The 19,013-nt window shown below is 71.3% G+C and carries 16 protein-coding genes; 6 read left to right on the top strand and 10 right to left on the bottom strand.

Features of this window, described 5'->3' with window-relative positions; all coding sequences use genetic code 11:
• The first annotated feature begins 24 nt into the window (after positions 1–24).
• Positions 25–423, top strand: a complete 399-nt coding sequence (locus ACFVW6_RS20590) for a PPOX class F420-dependent oxidoreductase (protein WP_355280640.1) — start codon at positions 25–27, stop codon at positions 421–423.
• Between the two features lie 27 nt (positions 424–450).
• On the opposite strand, the gene ACFVW6_RS20585 is transcribed toward ACFVW6_RS20590, so the two are convergent.
• Positions 451–1,914, bottom strand: coding sequence for an MFS transporter (locus ACFVW6_RS20585; protein ID WP_378833219.1), 1,464 nt, complete (start codon positions 1,912–1,914; stop codon positions 451–453).
• A gap of 85 nt (positions 1,915–1,999) precedes the next feature.
• Entirely contained in the window at positions 2,000–3,256 is a 1,257-nt protein-coding gene (gene cobA / locus ACFVW6_RS20580; protein WP_355280638.1) for a uroporphyrinogen-III C-methyltransferase, read from the bottom strand.
• A gap of 124 nt (positions 3,257–3,380) precedes the next feature.
• Here cobA and ACFVW6_RS20575 point away from each other — a divergent pair, with 124 nt between their 5' ends.
• Genes ACFVW6_RS20575 through ACFVW6_RS20565 form a run of 3 tightly spaced genes read left to right on the top strand, consistent with a single transcriptional unit; the run spans position 3,381 to position 5,782 of the window.
• Complete coding sequence (locus ACFVW6_RS20575; protein WP_378833013.1) at positions 3,381–3,854, top strand: nucleoside deaminase; 474 nt, start codon at positions 3,381–3,383, stop codon at positions 3,852–3,854.
• Positions 3,851–4,813, top strand: coding sequence for an isopenicillin N synthase family dioxygenase (locus tag ACFVW6_RS20570; RefSeq protein ID WP_378833015.1), 963 nt, complete (start codon positions 3,851–3,853; stop codon positions 4,811–4,813). The genes ACFVW6_RS20575 and ACFVW6_RS20570 overlap by 4 nt, the downstream gene beginning before the upstream one ends.
• An 18-nt stretch (positions 4,814–4,831) precedes the next feature.
• Positions 4,832–5,782: a hypothetical protein gene (locus tag ACFVW6_RS20565; protein ID WP_378833018.1), complete on the top strand. Its 951-nt coding sequence runs from the start codon at positions 4,832–4,834 to the stop codon at positions 5,780–5,782.
• A 2-nt stretch (positions 5,783–5,784) separates the two neighbouring features.
• Here ACFVW6_RS20565 and ACFVW6_RS20560 read toward each other — a convergent pair whose 3' ends face one another.
• Entirely contained in the window at positions 5,785–7,137 is a 1,353-nt protein-coding gene (locus ACFVW6_RS20560; RefSeq protein ID WP_378833021.1) for a DoxX family protein, read from the bottom strand.
• Positions 7,138–7,328: 191 nt separating this feature from the next.
• On the opposite strand from ACFVW6_RS20560, the gene ACFVW6_RS20555 reads away from it, so the two are divergent.
• Together ACFVW6_RS20555 and ACFVW6_RS20550 are read left to right on the top strand one after the other, a co-directional pair.
• Positions 7,329–8,459: a phosphotransferase family protein gene (locus ACFVW6_RS20555; protein ID WP_378833023.1), complete on the top strand. Its 1,131-nt coding sequence runs from the start codon at positions 7,329–7,331 to the stop codon at positions 8,457–8,459.
• A gap of 15 nt (positions 8,460–8,474) precedes the next feature.
• Positions 8,475–9,584 (top strand): hypothetical protein, encoded by a 1,110-nt coding sequence (locus tag ACFVW6_RS20550; RefSeq protein WP_378833025.1) that lies wholly within the window; start codon positions 8,475–8,477, stop codon positions 9,582–9,584.
• 67 nt (positions 9,585–9,651) lie between these two features.
• Here the strand turns inward: ACFVW6_RS20550 and ACFVW6_RS20545 are convergent, their stop codons facing one another.
• The 7 genes from ACFVW6_RS20545 to mqo form a co-directional block, all read right to left on the bottom strand.
• Positions 9,652–11,250 carry a TROVE domain-containing protein gene (locus tag ACFVW6_RS20545; RefSeq protein WP_378833027.1) on the bottom strand — a complete coding sequence of 533 codons (1,599 nt, stop codon included), beginning with the start codon at positions 11,248–11,250 and terminating at the stop codon, positions 9,652–9,654.
• A 394-nt stretch (positions 11,251–11,644) separates the two neighbouring features.
• Positions 11,645–12,085, bottom strand: coding sequence for a cobalamin biosynthesis protein (locus ACFVW6_RS20540; protein ID WP_378833030.1), 441 nt, complete (start codon positions 12,083–12,085; stop codon positions 11,645–11,647).
• Positions 12,086–12,137: 52 nt separating this feature from the next.
• Positions 12,138–13,523, bottom strand: coding sequence for a cobyrinate a,c-diamide synthase (locus ACFVW6_RS20535; RefSeq protein WP_378833032.1), 1,386 nt, complete (start codon positions 13,521–13,523; stop codon positions 12,138–12,140).
• Positions 13,524–13,563: 40 nt separating this feature from the next.
• Positions 13,564–14,178, bottom strand: a complete 615-nt coding sequence (gene cobO / locus ACFVW6_RS20530; protein WP_355280624.1) for a cob(I)yrinic acid a,c-diamide adenosyltransferase — start codon at positions 14,176–14,178, stop codon at positions 13,564–13,566.
• Positions 14,179–14,613: 435 nt separating this feature from the next.
• A complete protein-coding gene (locus ACFVW6_RS20525; RefSeq protein ID WP_378833036.1) occupies positions 14,614–16,728 on the bottom strand; it encodes a magnesium chelatase subunit D family protein in 2,115 nt (704 codons plus the stop codon).
• A 103-nt stretch (positions 16,729–16,831) separates the two neighbouring features.
• Positions 16,832–17,281 carry a GNAT family N-acetyltransferase gene (locus ACFVW6_RS20520; protein ID WP_365006966.1) on the bottom strand — a complete coding sequence of 150 codons (450 nt, stop codon included), beginning with the start codon at positions 17,279–17,281 and terminating at the stop codon, positions 16,832–16,834.
• A 12-nt stretch (positions 17,282–17,293) separates the two neighbouring features.
• Positions 17,294–18,823, bottom strand: coding sequence for a malate dehydrogenase (quinone) (mqo, locus tag ACFVW6_RS20515; RefSeq protein ID WP_378833040.1), 1,530 nt, complete (start codon positions 18,821–18,823; stop codon positions 17,294–17,296).
• Positions 18,824–19,013 lie beyond the last annotated feature (190 nt).

Below are 19,013 nucleotides of genomic sequence, written 5' to 3'. Positions count from 1 at the left end.
TCCGCGAGTGTGACTGATACCGCAGTGCTTTCCGACGAACTGAAGTCGTACCTGGACGAGGAGAAGGTCTACGCGACCGTCGCCACGGTCGGTGCGAACGGACATCCGCATCTGACCGTCGTCTGGATCAAACGCGAGGGCGACGACCTGCTGTTCTCCACCACCGTCGAGCGGCAGCAGGCCAAGAACCTGGCGCGCGACCCGCGGATCACGGTGATGGTGAACCCACCGGAGCGGCCGTTCCTCTACGCCGAGATCCGGGGCACGGCCACCACCGTCCCCGATCCGGAGCGGGCGCTGCCCGAGGAGATGTCGCTCAAGTACACCGGCCTGCCCTACCGCGAGTTCAACCCCGCCTCGGTGCACGACGGCGAGCGGGTGATCGTGCGGATCACTCCGCGCCGGGTCGCCGGGCGGCTCTGAGTCGCCGATCGCGCAGCAGGGGCGGGCTCAGGCGTTCTGAGCCTCCTCCTGGGCGTGCTGCGCCTCGGCCAGCTGGCCGGGGGTGAACCGCAGCGTCACCGCGACGACGGCGGCCAGCACGGCCAGCCCGGAGCAGACCAGCAGGACCAGGGTGTAGCCGCTGGTGAGCGCGTCGAGCTGGGGTCCGTCGAGATCGGAGACCTTCTCGGTGGTGCTGCCGCCCAGCGACAGCGTGCGCGAGGCGGCGATCGGGCTGAGCAGCCCGATGGCGATCGGTGTCGCCAGGTTCATGAACATCTGCCCGACGGCCGACAGCGGGCCGATATCGGCGGGCGGCACCCCGACGAGCACGCACAGCGGCGCCAGCACCATCGCGACACCCACGCCGAAACCGATGACCACCAGCAGCGGAAGCAGCGTGGTGAGGTAGCTGATGTGGCGATCCAGGGTCGAGCCGAAGAGCAGCCCGGCCGCCAGCACCAGCGCGGCCGCGCTCAGCAACCAGCGAGGTGGCACGATCAGCGCCGCCTTCGACGCCAGCGCGCCACCGATCCCGATGCCGACGGTGAACGGGATGCAGGCGATACCGGCCTTCAGCGGGCTGTAACCGAGCGAGTTCTGCAGCATCTGGGCGACGAAGAATGTCATGGCGCCGAGCACCGCGCCGGCCAGGAAGATGAGCAGGAAGGTGGAATTGCGGTCGCGGCTGTCGAACAGCGACCACGGCAGCAGCGGATCGGATTCGTTGCGTTCGACGACGACAAAGGTGATGAGCAGCGCGAAACCGATGATCAGCGCGCCCAGGATGACCGGACTGCCCCAGCCCCACGCGGGTCCCTCGGTGGCGCCGAAGACGATCAGCGCGCACGCGAGCGTCCCGAGCACCGCGCCCTTGACGTCCAGCGGCGCGCGATGGTGCACGGTGTCGGCGAGGGCGTACACCGCCCCGGCGACGATCAACGCGCCGATCGGCACATTGATCAGGAAGATCCACCGCCAGGACAGCTCGGTGAGCAGACCACCGACGACCAGGCCGCTGACCGAGCCGATGCCGGCCATCGAGCCCACCACCGCCACGGCCTGATTGCGCGCCTTGCCCGGCGCGAACGTCGTGGCCACCAGCGCGAAGGCGGTCGGCGCCGCGATCGCGGCGCCGGCGCCCTGGAACGCTCGCGCGACCAGCAGGGTCACCTCGCCCTGGGCCAGGCCGCACGCCAGCGACGCCACCGTGAACAGCCCGACACCGGTGATGAGCATGCGTTTGCGCCCGAACACGTCACCGAGGCGGCCGCCGAGCAGCATGAGCCCGGCGAAGGTCAGACCGTAGGCGGTGACCGTCCACGCGCCACCGGAGCTGGACAGGCCCATCTCCTCCTGCAGCCGCGGCAGCGCGAAGATCACGACGGTTCCGTCGAGCACGACCATGAACTGCAGGCCACTGAGCACGAGGATGGCCAGCCCGAAGGCCGACTGTTTCACCGGGGGCTGCATCGTCGCAGGGGGTTTATCGAGCACAGTCGAACACTGTAAACGAGGCCGCTACCCGGCCCGGAGGGTTCGGTGCGCCGACGGGCCCTCAGGCGCGCGCACCGGTGGCAGCGTCGAAGCCCGCCGTCGGGCCGATGACGATGATCGCCGGCGGCCGGATGCCCTCGGATTTGACCTTCTCCGCGACCGTGCCCAGATCGGCCCGGACCACCCGCTGGGTGCGCAGGGTGCCCTCCTGGATGACCGCGGCGGGCGTCTCGGCGGCACGGCCGCCGGCGAGCAGCGCGTCGGCGAACTTGTCGATCCGTTCCACCGCCATCATCAGCACCAGGGTGCCGCGCAGCTTGGCCAGCGCCGCCCAGTCGACCAGCGAATCGGGGTGATCGGGGGCGACGTGCCCGCTGACCACGACGAACTCGTGCGTCACACCGCGATGGGTCACCGGGATGCCCGCGGCGCCGGGCACCGAGATCGGACTCGTGACACCGGGCACCACCGTCACCGGAATGCCCGCCTCGGTGCAGGCTTCGAGCTCCTCGTACCCACGGCCGAACACGTACGGGTCGCCGCCCTTGAGCCGGACCACGAACTTGCCCGCCTTGGCGCCCTCGACCAGCGCGAGGTTGATCGCCTCCTGCGCCATCGACCGGCCGTACGGGATCTTGGCCGCGTCGATCACCTCGACGTGCGGGCCCAGCTCGGCCAGCAGCTCCGGCGGCGCGAGCCGGTCGGCGACGACCAGGTCGGCGCGGGCCAGCAGCCTGCGGCCGCGCACGGTGATCAGGTCCGGGTCGCCCGGCCCGCCGCCGACCAGGGCGACGCCCGGGGTCACCGGCTCCGAATCATCGGTCACCACACCCGATTGCAGCGCCTCGAGCAGCCCGTTGCGCACGGCGGCCGAGCGACGGTGCGCGCCCCCGGCCAGCACGCCGAGGGTCAATCCGTCGTAGCGGGCGGTGGCGGGGGTGACGGCGGTGCCGTCGCGGGCGATGTCGGCGCGCACGCAGAAGATCCGCTTCGCGGTCGCCTCGGCGACCACGGCGGCGTTGGTCTCGGGTTCGTCGGTGCAGGCCATCGCATACCAGGCGTCGTCGAGATCGCCGTCGGCGTAGGCGCGCAGTTCGACGGTGAGCTGACCGGCGGTCGCCATGCCCTCGACGGCCGGGGTGACCGCCTTGCTGACCACGTGGACGTCGGCACCGGCGGCCACCAGCAGGCCGAGCCTGCGCTGGGCGACGGTGCCGCCGCCGACCACGACTACTCTGCGTCCGCGCAGATCGAGCCCGACCAGGTAGTTCGGGTCGCCTGCGGGCGGGGTCGATGCGGTGTCAGACGTGTTCGGCACAGTGGCCCAGCCTAGTTCCTGGCTCGCCGCGCGCCGAACGGGCCCGCCGACACCGCCTTCGCCGTGCGCCGCGGTCGGCGCGCCCGCGTTGCCGTCCGGTCCTCCGCGCGCGACAGTGGAGTCCATGACCCAGCCGGACGCACTTCTCGACGTGGCCTACGACGAAGCCCTGCGCGGCCTGGCCGAGGGCGGTGTCCCGATCGGTGCCGCCCTCTTCGACGCCGACGGCACCCTGCTCGGGCGCGGCCACAATCGCCGCGTGCAGAACGACGACCCGAGCGTGCACGCCGAGACCGACGCCTTCCGCGCCGCGGGCCGCCGTCGCGACTACCGGTCCACGATCATGGTGACCACCCTGTCGCCGTGCTGGTACTGCAGCGGCCTGGTCCGCCAGTTCGGCATCGGCACCGTGATCATCGGCGAGGCACGCACCTTCCACGGCGGCCACGACTGGCTCGCCGAGCACGGCGTGCGGGTGCTGGTCCTCGACGACCCGCGCTGTGTGTCCCTGATGACCGACTTCATCGCCGATCACCCCGACCTGTGGTTCGAGGACATCGGCGTCACCGACGCGCCGGCGAAGGAGACCCCGGCATGAGCGACCGCATCGCCTCGGTCGACCTGGCCCGCTGGCGCTCCGGCGGCGCCGCGGCCGCCGCCGTGGCGCGCGAGGTCGACGCGGGCCTGCGCCGGGCCGGTTTCCTGCTGGTGCGCGGCCACGGCATCGACCCGGCGCTGCCCGCCGCGGTCCGCGCCGCCGCCCGCCGCTTCTTCGCGCTGCCCGAGGAAGTCAAGAACCGGTACGCGGTGACCGTCGGCGGTCGCGGCTGGATCGGGCCCGGCCGCGAGGCCAACGGCTACGCCGAGGGCACCGAGACCCCACCCGACCTCAAGGAGACCTTCGCGGTCGGTGCCGACACGGCCACCGGTGACCCGGCGGTGGACCGGGTGTGGTTCCTGCCCAATGTCTGGCCCGCCGAGATCACGGAGTTGCGTGCCCTGCTGACCGAGTACACGGCCGCCGTGCACGCGCTCTCCGACGAGCTGCTCGCCCTGTCCGCCGCCGCGCTCGCGCTCCCGGACAACCCGTTCGCCACGCTCGCCACCCGCCCCACCTGGACCTGCAATATCAACCACTATCCCCCGCTGACCAGCGTCGGCACCCCGCAAGCGGGCCAGTTCCGGATCGGCCCGCACACCGATTTCGGCACCGTCACCGTGCTCGACCGCGAGCCGGGGGCGGGCGGCTTGCAGATCTACACCGAGGCCGACGGCTGGGCCGACGCCCCCTTCGATCCGGCCGCGCTGACCGTGAACATCGGTGACCTGCTGGCCTATTGGAGTGGCGAGCGCTGGCCCTCGGGCAGGCACCGGGTACTCCCCCCGCAGGCCGCCGCGCCGGAGGAAGACCTGGTCTCGCTCATCTTCTTCTACGAACTCGACCACGATGCCGTGGTGACCCCGCTCGCGCCGCCGATCGGCCGGGTGCGGCCGGGACCGCCGGTGGTCTCGGCCGACTTCCTGCGCGTGCGCCTGGACGCCATCACGCTCGGCTGACCCGTACACTCGCGAGCCATGCCCGCCTGGTCCCGCCTCGTCCTGGTCGTCGCCGCCCTGCTGCTGGCCGGACCTGGCCCCGCCGTCGCCGCGCCGCCCTACGAGCCGGCGGCCGGTGTCGAAGCGCACTACGCCGCGCCGGGCCCGTTCGCTGTGACCGAGCGGATCGGCGAACTGTGTTGCGACACCACCGGTGCCGCGTTCGACCTGTGGTACCCGAGCGAGCTCGGCACCGGCCATCCGATCGTGCTGTTCGGTGACGGCACCCAGGCGGTGCCCACCCAGTACCGCCACCTGCTGCGGCACTTCGCGTCGTGGGGCTTCGTGGTGATCGCGACGCAGAACCAGTACACCGGTTCCGGCATCGACATCCTCGCCTCGCTCGACCGGCTGATCGCCGAATCCGCCGATCCCGCGAGCATTTTCGCCGGGCGGCTGGACACCACGGCGGTGGGCGTGGTCGGTCATTCGCAGGGCGCTTCCGGCGCGCTGAACGCGATGCGGCGCTCCGGCGGGGCGATCCGCACCGCGATCACCGTCGAACTGCCGCGCACCGGCCTGTGCTCGGATGCCCTCAGCTGCACCGATCCGGCCGCGATCGAGACCGGCTCGGTGTTCCTGATCAACGGCTCGGCCGACACCCTGATCTCGCCCTCGGAACAGCCGCTCCCGGTCGAGGTCGTCGGCGTCCAGTCCCATCGCGCCTACTACGACGCGCTCACCGTGCCGAAAGTGTGGGCGACGCTCGAGGGCGCCGACCACAACGACGTCCAGGGCACTCCGGCCTGCGCGGACGGCCAGCTCGCCTGCGGCACCGGCGTGTACGGCTTCCTCGGCTACCCGACGGCCTGGCTGGCCGCCCGATTACGCGGTGACGCCAGGGCCGCGGCGGCCTTCGTGACCGGTTCCGGCGCGTTGTTCGCCCCGTCGCCGCACTGGCGCAATCAGAGCGGCACGATCACCGGCTGAGCTCAGCCGGTGTACGGATTGTTCTGCACCCAGCGGAAGTCCGTGCCGCGCAGCGGGAAGCTGTCGAGATCCAGGCGGGTGAGGGTGACCGTCACCGGCTTGCCGTCGAGCTCACCGCGCAACGTCAGCCGGTCGTCGGCGGGCCGGTCGACCGCGAAGGTCGTGACGGCCGCCGTGGCCTCGCCCGGCGCCGACGGCGCGGCGGTGAGGGTCATCGTGTGCGCTTCGGTGTCGAAGGCAGCCGCCACCGGCACGATCGAGTCGTCCATCCGCTGGTAGCCCGCCGACCCGGCATCGATGATCAAGCGCTGCCAGCGCACCGGGTCGGAGGTCAGCGGCGGCACCGGGGTCGCCTCGGCGGTGAACTCGGTGACATCCCAGATGCCGTACAGCTCGGGTTTCGGTGCGCCGCCGCCATATTCGTCCCAGGACCGCGCGCCGAGGTATACGCAGCCGAGCACCACCCATAGCCCCGCCACGACCTGCACGACGGTGGCCCACCGGTTCGCCCGCGCCGAGCCGAACAGCGGCGGCTGCACGAGCGGTCCCGAATCCCGTTCCAGCACCAGCACATTCGCCAGGCGCCGGGCCTGGGGCGCGAGCAGCACCAGGCTCATCAGCAGCAGATGCCCGGACAGCATCTTCACCGGCACGTCGAAGGTCAGGTTCAGCAGGAACACCTGCGCCATGCTGATCACGCCGAGCATCGCGCCCAGGGTGGCGGTGCGCGGCCAGAACAGCAGCAGCCCGGCGAGCACCTCGGCCGCGCCCAGCGACATCTCGTAGACCGGGGACGAACCCACCTGGGTCCACAGCATCGACATCGGGCTCAGGTCACCGACCCGGGTGAGCAGGGTGGTGAGCGCGGGCTCGGGCATCTGGGTCGGGATGAGCTTGGCGAACCCGTAGAACAGCAGCTGCCCGCCGACACACAGCCGCAGCAGCGTCAGGAACCAGCTCGCCGCCCGCGGGTAGGCGCGCCTGCGCCGGTCGAGCACCGACCAGATCGCGGTGATCAGCAGCGCGGCCACCAGGACCAGCCCGCACTGGATCCAGATCGCGGCCTGGTCACCGCTACCGTTCATGACCAGCTCCGCCTGCACCCCGAACACGTGCTCGCCGATCCAGCGGCTCACCGGGGCCAGCGAGAGCATCTGCCAGGCGATGGCGTCCTCGGGCAGGTGTAGCGCGAACACCCCGAGGAAGACGAAACTGATCTGCGCCATCCACAGACAGAACAGCCCGAGGTAGGCGACCGTGAACCGGAAGGCGAGCCGCGTCACCGGATGCCAGGTCGGCGTCGGCGGCGGGCTCGCGATCTCTGCGGGTGCGAGCTCCGTGGTCACGGCGGTCACCTTGGCCTCCTCGTCGAGTTCGATTGCTACCGAAGCTAATCGGTTCCGCGAGCGGACGCGTCCGGGAAAACCCCCATCTTTGCCGTGTCAACCCTGAATCTCACTGACCGACTGGCGGCTTACATTCCCGTCGGCCGTCCGGTACGCCGGTATCGAAACGTGTTCCATCTCGCCGACAGGGGTACTCACATATGTCCGACGATCCGGACCTCACCGCGCAACAGTCGCTCACGGTCAGCGAGCGCGATCTCGACGAACTCGCCGAGCAGTTGTCGCAGTGGCTGGCCGGCAAGGTCGGCGCCGACGCACCGCCGAAGGTCGGCAATCTGAGCAAGCCGTCGACCGGTGGCATGTCGAGCACCACCATCCTGTTCGACGCCGAGTGGACCGTCGACGGCGGGACCGACGGCGGGGCGTTCGTGCTCCGGATGGCCCCCGAGGACGGCTCGTTCCCGGTCTTCGAGTCCTACGACCTGCCGCTGCAGTACCAGGTGATGGCCGGGGTGGCCGACGGCTCCGATGTCGCGGTGCCCACGCTGCGCTGGCTCGAACGCGACGAATCGGTCTTCGGCTCGCCGTTCCTGGTGATGGAGAAGGTCGACGGCCGCGCGCCCTCGGACAATCCGCCGTACGTCTTCTTCGGCTGGCTCTTCGACGCGACCGTGGCCGAACGCGAGCTGATCGCGGACGCCACCGTCGACGTGATCGCCCGCGTCCACGCCATCGACGACATCACCCGGCGCTTCCCGCTGCTCGACGGCGAGGGGTCCGGGCTGCGCAGGCACTTCGAGGCCCAGCGCGCCTGGTACCGGTGGGCGCTGACCGACGACGGCGTCGAGATCCCGCTGATCGAGCGGACCTTCGACTGGCTCGAGGCCCACTGGCCCGCCGAGACCGGCCCCGAGGTGCTGAACTGGGGCGACGCCCGCCCCGGCAACATCCTCTTCGACGGGTTCGCCCCGGCCGCGGTGCTGGACTGGGAGATGGCCACCTTCGGCCCGCGTGAGCTCGACCTGGGCTGGGTGATCTTCATCCACCGGTTCTTCCAGGACATCGCCACCCGCTTCGATCAGCCCGGCCTGCCCGACTTCCTGCGCAAGGACGCGGTGGTCGCGAAATACGAAGAGCTGACCGGACATACGGTCCAGGACCTCGACTTCTACATCGTCTACGCGGCGCTGCGGCACGCGATCGTGATGGCCAGGATCAAGCGGCGGATGATCCACTTCGGTGAGGACACCGTGCCCGCCGAACTCGACGACTACGTGATGCACCGGCTCAGCCTCGAAGCACTGCTCGACGGCACCTATGAGTGGGACTGACAGGAGACAACGACGATGAACGCGATCATGCCCGTCCCCCTGGACGAATACCCGGTCCACCAGACCCCGCTGTCGCTGGCCAGGGTGGCCACCAGCGACCGCAACTTCTACGACCGCTACTACTTCAACGCCTTCGACCCGGCCGGCGACGCCATGCTGATCACCGGCTTCGGCGTCTACCCGAACCTGGGCGTGGTGGACGCGTTCGCGACGGTGCGCCACGGCGACACCCAGCGCAGCGTGCGGTTCTCCGACGCGCTGACCTCGCGTGATCTCACCACCGCGGTGGGCGGCTACCGGATCGAGGTGCTCGAGCCGCTGCAGAAGCTGCGGGTGGTGTGCGAGCACGAGGACCTCGGCTTCGACCTCACCTGGACCGGCGCGCACCCGGCGGTGCAGGAGCAGCCGCACCTGATCCTGTCCGGCACCCGGCCGATCATCGAGGCGTCCCGGTTCGCCCAGCTGGGTTCGTGGGAGGGCACGCTCGCCGTCGACGGGCGCGACATCACCGTCGACCCGGCGGCGTGGACCGGCAGCCGCGACCGCTCCTGGGGCATCCGTCCCTCGGGTGAGCCGGAGCCGCCGGGGCGGGCCGCGTCCGAGGGCGCCGGTGGTTTCTGGTGGCTGTACGCGCCGCTGCGCTTCGACGAGTTCGCCATCGTGGTGATCGTGCAGGAAGACCCCGACGGCACCCGCACCCTCAACAACGCGGTCCGGATCTGGCACGACGGCCGCAAGGAACAGCTGGGCTGGCCGAGGATGACCTGGACCTACGAGTCCGGCACCCGGCATCCGAAGTCGGTGCGCCTGGACATGACCACCCCCGACGGCAAGCCGCTCGAGGTCGAGATCGAGTCGCGTCCCGGTATCGCCCTGCACGTCGGCTGCGGCTACGGACCCGACCCCGACTGGACCCACGGCCGCTGGATGGGCCGGGACTGGTCGCTGTCGAGCGCCTACGACCTCACCGACCCCGCGATCATCGCCCGCACCCCCTACGGCGTGATCGACCACATCGGCTACGCCCGCTGCGGCGACGCCGAGGGCTGGGGCCTGTTCGAGCACGCCTCGATGGGCCGCCACGACCCCACCGGTTTCGAGGATTGGTCCGCCGTCGCGCCCTGACGCGACGGACCGGTCCAGCGAGAGGAAAGGCGCCGCCGCGACAACGAGGTCGCGGCGGCTCCGATTTCTAAGCGGCCGTGGCGAAGTCGGCCAGCAGCGACGGAACGGCGGCGTCGAAGCCGGCGACGTCGAGCATGCCCGCGTCGTCGGGATCGGCGATGCTGAACTTCGTCGCCGTCATGCCGACCACCACCAGCTTGGCTCGCGGGTTCACCTCGCGGCGGTAGCGAGCCAGCGCCTGGTGCGGGTGCACCGACCCCGCCCAGGTCTCATTGTCGGTGTACACCGAGAACACATCCACCTCGATGCCCTGATCCAGCGCGTGCAGGATCGGCAGCGAGCAGTCGGTCCCGCCGAAGGGCAGGCCCGACACGGCGCGCACGGCGTCGTCGAGGCGCTGCCGCGGCGAGATCGCCAGCGGGGACAGATCGCGCGCCCCCTGCCAGCGGGTGCCCGACGCGGTGAAGCCGACGATCTGGTGCCGCTCCTCGGTGCGGGCGGTGACCAGGGCGAGCGCGGCCGAGGCCTCGCGTGCCGAGAGCGGCAGCCCCGCGATCGGCGACGTCATCGACGCCGACACGTCCAGCGCCAGCAGGTGCCGCAGGCCGGTCGGGCGGACCGTCTCGAACGCCGCGTAGAACGCCGCGTCGAGGGCGTCCACCACCGGCGCCGACGGCGTCCAGGTGCCATCGCCGCGTGCCGAGGTCCCCGACGCGTAGGTGCGCAGCGCGATCAGCACCGACACCGGGTGCACCCGCGCCGTGCGCAGCCGCTCCGGGTCGCCCAGCCGCGCGCAGATCGCCGCGGTGCGCGGACCGAGCGGATCCAGCAGACCGAGCCGGGTCAGGCGCGGCAGCTGCCGCAGCAGCGCCGTCTGCGGGATGCCGTTGTCCAGCAACGCCTCCCACACCTCGGGCGTGTTCAGCGCGGCGTCGGGCAGCATCTCCCAGCTCAGCCGGTACTCGCGAACCAGCTCGGGCACCTGCTCGACCGGCGCGGACCTGGCCCGCTCGAAGCCGTCGACCAGGGCGAGGCCGTCGAGGTCCGGTGTGCGGCCGCAGATCCAGTCGAAGAGCCTGCGCCGCTCGTCCTCGGTGGCCGCCGGGTGCGACAGGCGCAGCAGGTCGCGGTGCGACCAGCCCTCCCGCTGCCGGTACTTGACGACCTGGTACGCCAGGTCACCGACCGGCTTGTCCAGGTACCAGTTGGCGACCGCGCGGGACAGGCCGCGACCCCAGCCGCGGAACTGCTCGGCGTAGCCGGCGAACAGGAACAGGTGGGTGCCGGTGCGCGCGACCAGCGGCAGCGCGGCGAGCGCGGCCCGGCGGCCGTCCACGTCGCCGAGCGCGGCGGCAGCGGCGAGTGCGAACAGCGCCGGGTTCGGCCGCGGCGCGCGCCCTGCGGTGGAGATCTCGACGATCTCGCGCACCAGCTCGGCGGTGTGCTCGGCGGCGTACTCGGTGATGAACTCGGCATTGTCGGCGGTCAGCGCGGCGGCGCTGACGTAGTACGTGCCGGATTCCGTACCGAGGGTGAGGAATCGGCGCAGGCGGGCCTGCGGCGTGATCTCGAAGACGTACCCGCCCGCGGCATTGACGACCTGCCGGGCATCGGCAGGGCTGGTCTGCGGTGTGGCGCGACGCGAAAAGCGCGACAGAATATTCATGGTTCCCCCTCCGATACGAGTACCGGCGTTGTGGTTTCGGCCCCGGGACCCACCGGGGCGTGTGACGGCGCGTGGAGCGGACGGACATGGGTGTCTCGGCCGGGACAACGGAAATCGCTTTCCGCCGCAGGGCTCGAACCTGCTGGACTCGGAGTCCTCACCAGATAACCGACCGAATCCGGTCCGTCCTGCTCCTACGCACCGCAGCCGCACGGGTGGACGTGTGTGTCCCGACCGGAAGGACGCTCTACCGGACTGAGCTACCGCCACCTCGCGGTGGCGGGCAGGATTCGAACCTGCGACATTCCCCATCTGAAGGTAACCGATCGGATCCGGTCCACCCTGCGGCTGCTGGAGATGACGGTACGGGCCGGAGGTGATCTTGCCCAGCGAATTAATTCGGGGCGTTCGCTTCCACCGTCGCGACGGCGATCACGACACCGTCGACAACGGTTCGGCCGCACAGGAGTTCACCACTGCCCGCGAGCAGCGCCGCCGCCTCCGCGACCGAGGGCGTGCCGACGGCTCGCGCGGTCCGTGGGGATCGATGCGGTGTGCCGACCTCGGTCAGCTGTGCCGCGCTGAACGCGACCACGGGCACGCCGAGCGCCGCCGCGGCCGCGCGGACACCGGGATCGGGCGCACGACGGTCGATCGTGGCCAGGCACGTCACGGTGGCGGTGTCACCGACGACGGATTCGACCGCGCGGGTGATCTTCTCCGGGTCGGCGCCCAGCCGGACGCCGATACCGACGACCACCGCGGTCCGCTCGACTGTCGCGTCGGGTACCGGCTCGTCGCCGCTCGGCGGCGGGCCCGCGGGCGGCGATGTCATCGGCACATCTCTTCGGCTTTCACCGGAGCCGCCGTGGTGCACCGCTTCGCCGTCATCGATCGAAACGGCGGGCGGCGGTGACGAATCGGGTGATGGCGTCGGGGTTTCCGGCCGGGTGGGTGTGCAGGTAGGAGGCGTGGACCTGGCGGATCACCGCGCCCTCGGTGATCGAGGAGGTGGTGCGCCAGCCCCAGGCGGCGTTCTCGGGGCCGACCCGGGTGAGGCGGGTGCGGTGGAATTCGTGGCCGCGGACGCGGGTGCCCGCGCGCCAGAGGGCGGAGTCGTGCAGGGCGACGGCGTCGCGGTAGCCGAGGGTCAGGCGGGGGCCGAACTCGGCGTCGGCGTCGAGGACGCCCGCCATCGGGTGGCCGTCGAGGGAGCGGGTGAGGTAGAGCAGGCCCGCGCATTCGGCGTGGATCGGCAGGTCGCGGGTGGCGCCGTCGGCGATGGCGGTGCGCAGCTTCTCGTTGGCCGACAGTGCGCCCGCGTGCTCCTCGGGAAAACCACCGGGAAGCACCAATCCCGCTGTGCCGGAAGGCAGTTCGTCGGTCATCGGATCGAAGACGACCACCTGGGCGCCCGCGGCGATCAGCAGCTCGCGGTGCTCGGCATATCCGAACGTGAACGCGGGTCCGCCCGCCATCGCGATCAGTGGACCACTGCCTGTCCGTGCTTCGGGAGCGTGTTCGGCCGCGGCCAGTTCCGACGCGGGGTCCCACGCGGGCCCCGCGGCCGATCCGCCGGCGAGGTCGACGATCGCCTTCAGATCGATGTGGGCCGCGACGAGTTCGGTCATCGCGTCCACCGCGGCGGTGGCGGCGGTGCCGTGCTCGACGGCGGGAATGAGACCCAGATGCCGTGAGGGCACTTCCAATTCGGCCATGCGGGGCAGGGCACCGAGGACCGGGATGCCGACGCGATCACACGCCGCGCGCAGGACCTGCTCGTGCCGTTCGCTGCCGACGCGGTTGAGGATCACCCCGCCGAGGCGCACCGAGGAGTCGAAGGTGGCGAAGCCGTGCAGCAGCGCGGCCAGGCTCTGCGAGTGCCCGCGCGCGTCGACGACCAGCACCACCGGAGCACCGAGCAGGCTCGCGATCTGCGCCGTCGATCCCTCGGCGACCGCCTCGGTCCGGTTCTCGTCGATCCGCCCGTCGAACAGGCCCATCACGCCCTCGACGACGGCGATGTCGCAGTCGCGCGCGCCGTGCCGGTAGAGCGGGACCACCCGATCCTCGCCCACCAGAACGGGATCCAGATTGCGGCCCGGTCGCCCGGCCGCGAGCCCGTGATAGCCGGGGTCGATGTAATCGGGGCCGACCTTGAACGGCGCCACCCGATGACCGGCCCGGCGTAGCGCGCCGATGAGCCCGGTGGCGAGCGTCGTCTTCCCGCTGCCCGACGCCGGGGCGGCGATCACGACCGCGGGGGCGGTCATCGTCGACCCTGGGACGCGGCCGTCGCCGTCACGGTGACGGTCACCATTCGATGCCGCGCTGGCCCTTGCGGCCCGCGTCCATCGGATGCTTCACCTTGGTCATCTCGGTGACCAGGTCGGCGGCGTCGATGAGCGCCTGTGGTGCGTCGCGGCCGGTGATCACGACGTGCTGGTTGCCGGGGCGGTTGGTCAGTGTCTCGACGACCTCGTCGACATCGACCCACCCCCACTTGAGCGGGTAGGTGAACTCGTCGAGCACGTAGAAGCGGTGCTGCTCGGCGGCGAGCCGGCGCGCGATCTCCTGCCAGCCCGACAGCGCGGCGGCCGCGTGATCCTCCTCGGTGCCGTGCTTGCGGGTCCAGGACCAGCCCTCGCCCATCTTGTGCCACTCGACCGCGCCACCGGCGCCGGTCTGCTCGTGCAGCTCGCCGAGCGTGCGGAACGCGGCCTCCTCGCCGACCTTCCACTTGGCGCTCTTGACGAACTGGAACACAGCCACGTCGAAGCCCTGGTTCCAGGCCCGCAGCGCCATCCCGAAGGCGGCGGTGGACTTGCCCTTGCCCGGGCCCGTGTGCACGGCCAGCACCGGCTGGTTACGCCGCTGCCGCGTCGTCAGGCCGTCCTCCGGCACAACCTCCGGAACACCCTTGGGCACGAAGACTCCTCCTTCTCGGCACCGACGCGCCGGTTCGCGGCCCGGAGGGACCGCACTGTCGATGGACGACCGCGCCGATGCCCCGAGCACCCCGACGGCGCACCGGTCGCGCAACTGTCGATCCCCATTTCTATCAGGGCGTCACCGGCCCCCCGACACGCACTGTCGTCCGGAACATCGCCGCCGCACGCTGGGCACGAGGCCGCCGTGCCGATAGCCCGGCCACCGGGCGGCGTCTGCCGGGTCAGGTCCCGCGAGCGCCGGTGGCCTGGGCCCGGCACGTGGGCGATGTCGGCCGAGTCAGGCCGACATTGCCGCCGCACGCTGGGCACGACGCTGCCGCATCGATGGCCCGGCTACCGGGCGATATCGGCCGGGCCAGGACGCGCGAGCACCGACGGCCCGGGCCACGGCACGTGAGCGGCGTCGGCCAGGTCAGGCCGCGCGGGCGCCGGTGGACCGGACGACATCCGCGACGGTGTCGCCGGTGAGTTCGTCCAGGCGCAGGTAGCGGGCGCGCAGGTCGCGGGCCAGTTCGGCGGCCAGGCCGAGGCGGATCATGCCGCGTTCGCAGTCGATGACCATGGCGGTGTGGCCCTCCCCTGCCAGCAGGCGGGCAGCCGTGCGGGCACGGGGCAGCGGGTCGATGCCGCCGGTGGCGCGGCCGTCGGTGAGCAGCACCAGCATCGGGCGGCGGCGCGGGTCGCGGACGTGTTCGCGGGCGATCACCTCGCGCGCCTTCAGCAGACCCGCGGCGAGCGGGGTCTTGCCGCCGGTGCGCAGGCCGGCCAGGCGGCGCACGGCGATGTCGACCGACGAGGTCGGCGGCAGCACCAGCTCGGCCTCGCTGCCACGCACGCTGATCACGGCCACCTTGTCGCGGCGCTGGTAGGCGTCGCGCAGCAGCGTGACGATGGCGCCGGTGACGGCGGTGAGCCGGTCGCGCGCGGCCATCGACCCGGAGGCGTCGACGACGAACACCACCAGATTCCCTTCGCGCCCTTCGCGATACGCGCCGCGCAGGTCCTCGGCGGCCAGCGCCAGCGGGCCGCTGAACCGGCCGCGCTCGAATTGCCGTGGGGCGGCGGCGAAGACGGTGCCGAGCAGGTGCAGCCCGGTCGAGGTGTCGGTGCTGGGGCGCACCATGCGGCCGGTGCGGGTCTGGGCGCGGGACCGTCGGCCCGGCGCGCCTTCCCCGATGCCGGGGACCTCCCACCGCGGCGCGGCCTTGGCGACCGAACCCGGTGTGCCCGAGACACCCTCGGCCGCGGGCCGGGCTCCGCCGCCCTTGGGGCCGCCACCGTCGGGACCGCCGTCCGGTCCGCCATCGTCCGGTCCACCGTCGTCCGGTCCGCCGTTATCGGGCTCCGGGTCGACCGGGCCCTGGTCCTCGGGTCCGTGCGGGCCCGCACTGTCGGGGCCACGGTCGACCGGGCGGGGTCCGGCGTCACTGGACGTATCGTCGCCCCGCTCCGCGGGACCGGTTCCGGCGTCGCCCGGCTGGTCGGGGCCGGGTTGATCCGCGTCGAATTCCTCGGTGGCGGAAGCCTTGTCGACCTCGTCGGCGGCCGATCGCATCGCCTCGTCCAGCTGCTCCTCACTGATCCCCGGCTCGTCGAACGGATCGCGCCTGCGCCGGTGCGGCAGCGCCAGCTCGGCCGCGATCCGCACGTCGTCCTCGGTGACCCGGTCGCGGCCCCGCCAGGCGGCGTGCGCGGTGGCGGTCCTGGCGACGACCAGATCGGCGCGCATCCCGTCGACGTCGAAGGCCGCGCACAGCGCGGCGATCCGCCGCAGTTCGGCGTTGTCGAGCGCCACGCCGGGCAGCCGGTCGCGCGCGGTCAGAATCCGTTCGGCGACAACGGCGTCGGCGTCGGCGTAGCGCGCGGCGAAGCCGGCGGGGTCGGCCTCGTAGTCCAGGCGCCTGCGCACCACCGCCATGCGGGTGTCCACCTCGCGGGAGGCGGCCACGTCGACGGTCAGACCGAACCGGTCCAGCAGCTGGGGCCGCAGCTCGCCCTCTTCGGGGTTCATGGTGCCGACGAGCACGAAACGCGCCGGATGCGAATGGGAGACGCCGTCGCGCTCGACGTGGACCCGGCCCATGGCCGCCGCGTCGAGCAGCACGTCGACCAGGTGGTCGTGCAGCAGGTTCACCTCGTCGACGTAGAGCACGCCGTGGTGGGCCGCGGCCAGCAGACCGGGCCGGAACGCCTGTTCGCCGTCGCGCAGCACGCGCTCGAGGTCGATCGACCCGACGACGCGGTCCTCGGTGGCGCCGACCGGCAGTTCGACCAGCCGAGCGGGCCGGGCGCCGCTCTCGTCGACGACCGGCGGCAGCAACTGGGCCAGCGCGCGCACCACCGTCGACTTCGCGGTGCCCTTCTCGCCGCGCACCAGCACGCCGCCGATCCCGGGGTGCACCGCCGACAGGATCAACGCCAGCTGCAGGCGCTCCTGGCCGACGACCGCCGAGAACGGGAAGCCCGCCTCACCCGCCGAGCGAGCGGCGGTGTGCGGACCAGCGGCGACATCAGCAAAACCAGGCACACCCCCACTGTATTCGCGCCATGATCATCTCCGGACGCGGGGCGTCGGCGGCGAAACGCCGAGAGGTCCCCGGCACCGTGCCGGGGACCGCTCGGGGGGATGTTCAGCCCCGGCGCATCGGGACGTGCGGGATACCGTCGTCGAGGAACTCCGCGCCGTCGGCGACGAAGCCGTACTTGGCGTACATGTCGACCAGGTACGACTGCGCGTTCAGGCGGACCGTGGCCGAACCGGTCTCGGCGAGTGCCGCCTGGAGCAGCCGGGTGGTGTAGCCGTGCCCACGCGCGGGCACCGCCGTGCACAGCCGGCCGAGCCGAAAGCTGGTCACGCCGTCCTCGTGCTCCTCGAGCAGCCGCAGCGTGGCGATGACCTCGCCCTCGTCGTCGAGCCACAGGTGCCGGGTCTCCGGCAGCAGGTCACGCCCGTCCAGTTCGGGATAGGCGCAGGCCTGCTCGACGACGAACACGTCGACGCGAAGTTTCAACAGCTGGTACAGGGTGGCGGTGTCCAGATCCGCCGCCCATGCCCGTCTCAATGCGACCGTTGACATCATCGCGTCTTGCTATCACACCTGCGCGTAGGTCGGGGCCTCCGGCTGCGCGGGCGTGTTCTTCGCGTTGAGCTTCAGCGACTTGTTGGTCCAGTCCCAGACTTCCTGGAACAGGGCCTGGTTCTCCGACAGCTTCTGGCCCAGCGACGGGATCATCCGCTTCAGCTGCGGGGTCCAGTCGGCGTACTCACGCGGGAAGCAGCGCTGCATGACGTCGAGCATCGCGGTGACGCAGGTCGAGGCGCCCGGCGAGGCGCCGAGCAGACCGGCGATGGTGCCGTCCTCGGCGGAGATGACCGCGGTGCCGAACTCGAGCACACCGCCCGCGCCCTTCTTCCGGATGACCTGCACGCGCTGACCGGCGGTGATCAGCTCCCAGTCGCGGCCCTCGGCCCGCGGCAGGAACTCCTCGAGCACGCCGACCTTGCCCGCCTGCGACTTGAGCAGCTCGCTGATCAGGTACTTGGTCAGGCCCATCTCGGTGAGGCCGACGCCGACGAGCGAACCGATGTTGTTCGGCTTGATCGACTTGAACAGGTCAGCGTTGGAGCCGTCCTTGAGGAACTTGGGGGTCCAGCCGGCGTACGGGCCGAACAGCAGGCCCTTGCGGCCGTTGATGACGCGGGTGTCCAGGTGCGGCACCGACATCGGCGGCGCGCCGACGGCGGCCTTGCCGTAGACCTTGGCCTCGTGCGCCGCGATCAGCTCGGGGTTGGTCGAGCGCAGGAACTGGCCGCTGATCGGGAAGCCACCGAAGCCCTTGGCCTCCTTGATGCCCGACTTCTGCAGCAGCGGCAGCGCGCCACCACCGGCGCCGACGAAGACGAACTTCGCGTTGACGACCCGGCTCTGGAAGGTGCGCAGGTTGCGGACGGTGACGTTCCAGCTGCCGTCGGACTGCTTGTCGAGGTTGCGGACCTCGGTGCCGAAGGCGATCTCGCCGCCGGACTTGCCGATGTAGGCGAGCAGCTGCTTGGTGAGCGCGCCGAAGTCGATATCGGTGCCGCCGTCGGTCCAGTTCAGCGCGATCGGGTCGGTGAAGTCACGGCCCTTGGCCATCAGCGGCAGGCGCGCGGCGAACTCGTCGGGGCTGTCGACGTACTCCATGCCGCGGAACAGCGGGTGCGGCGCCAGCGCCTCGTAGCGCTTGCGCAGGTAGTCGACGTTGTCGGCGCCGTGCACGAAGCTGACGTGCGGGATGGGGTTGATGAAGCCGGACGGGTCGTCGAGTACGCCGGTGTCGACGGCCGAGGCCCAGAACTGCCGGGAGACCTGGAAGCGCTCGTTGATGTCGACGGCCTTGCCGATGTCGACCGAGCCGTCGGCGTTCTGCGGGCTGTAGTTGAGCTCGCACAGCGCCGAGTGACCGGTGCCCGCGTTGTTCCACGGATCGCTGCTCTCCGCGGCGGCGGCGTCGAGCCGCTCGAACACCGAGATGCTCCACTCCGGCTGCAGCTGCCGCAGCAGCGCGCCCAGCGTGGCACTCATGATGCCTGCGCCGATGAGTACGACATCGGTCTTTTCGGTCTTCGCAGCGTTCGACACGGGTACTTCGACTTCCTTGTCCTTCTCAGCTACCCACCGGGGTGAGTTCGCTTGGGCGCGGGCGCTTTGGGGTTGTTGCGACTCGCGGTGAATCGCCGGGGGGTAGGTTACCCGTCGTTCACCTGAAGCCAATTGTGCACCTCAGCCGTTCGGAGTACCGCAACCGACCTCCCGAATGTGATCTAAACCA

It is taken from the genome of Nocardia sp. NPDC058244, assembly GCF_042882065.1.
In the GTDB taxonomy this organism is placed as follows: domain Bacteria; phylum Actinomycetota; class Actinomycetes; order Mycobacteriales; family Mycobacteriaceae; genus Nocardia.
This window is presented reverse-complemented; position numbering and strand designations above follow the sequence as displayed.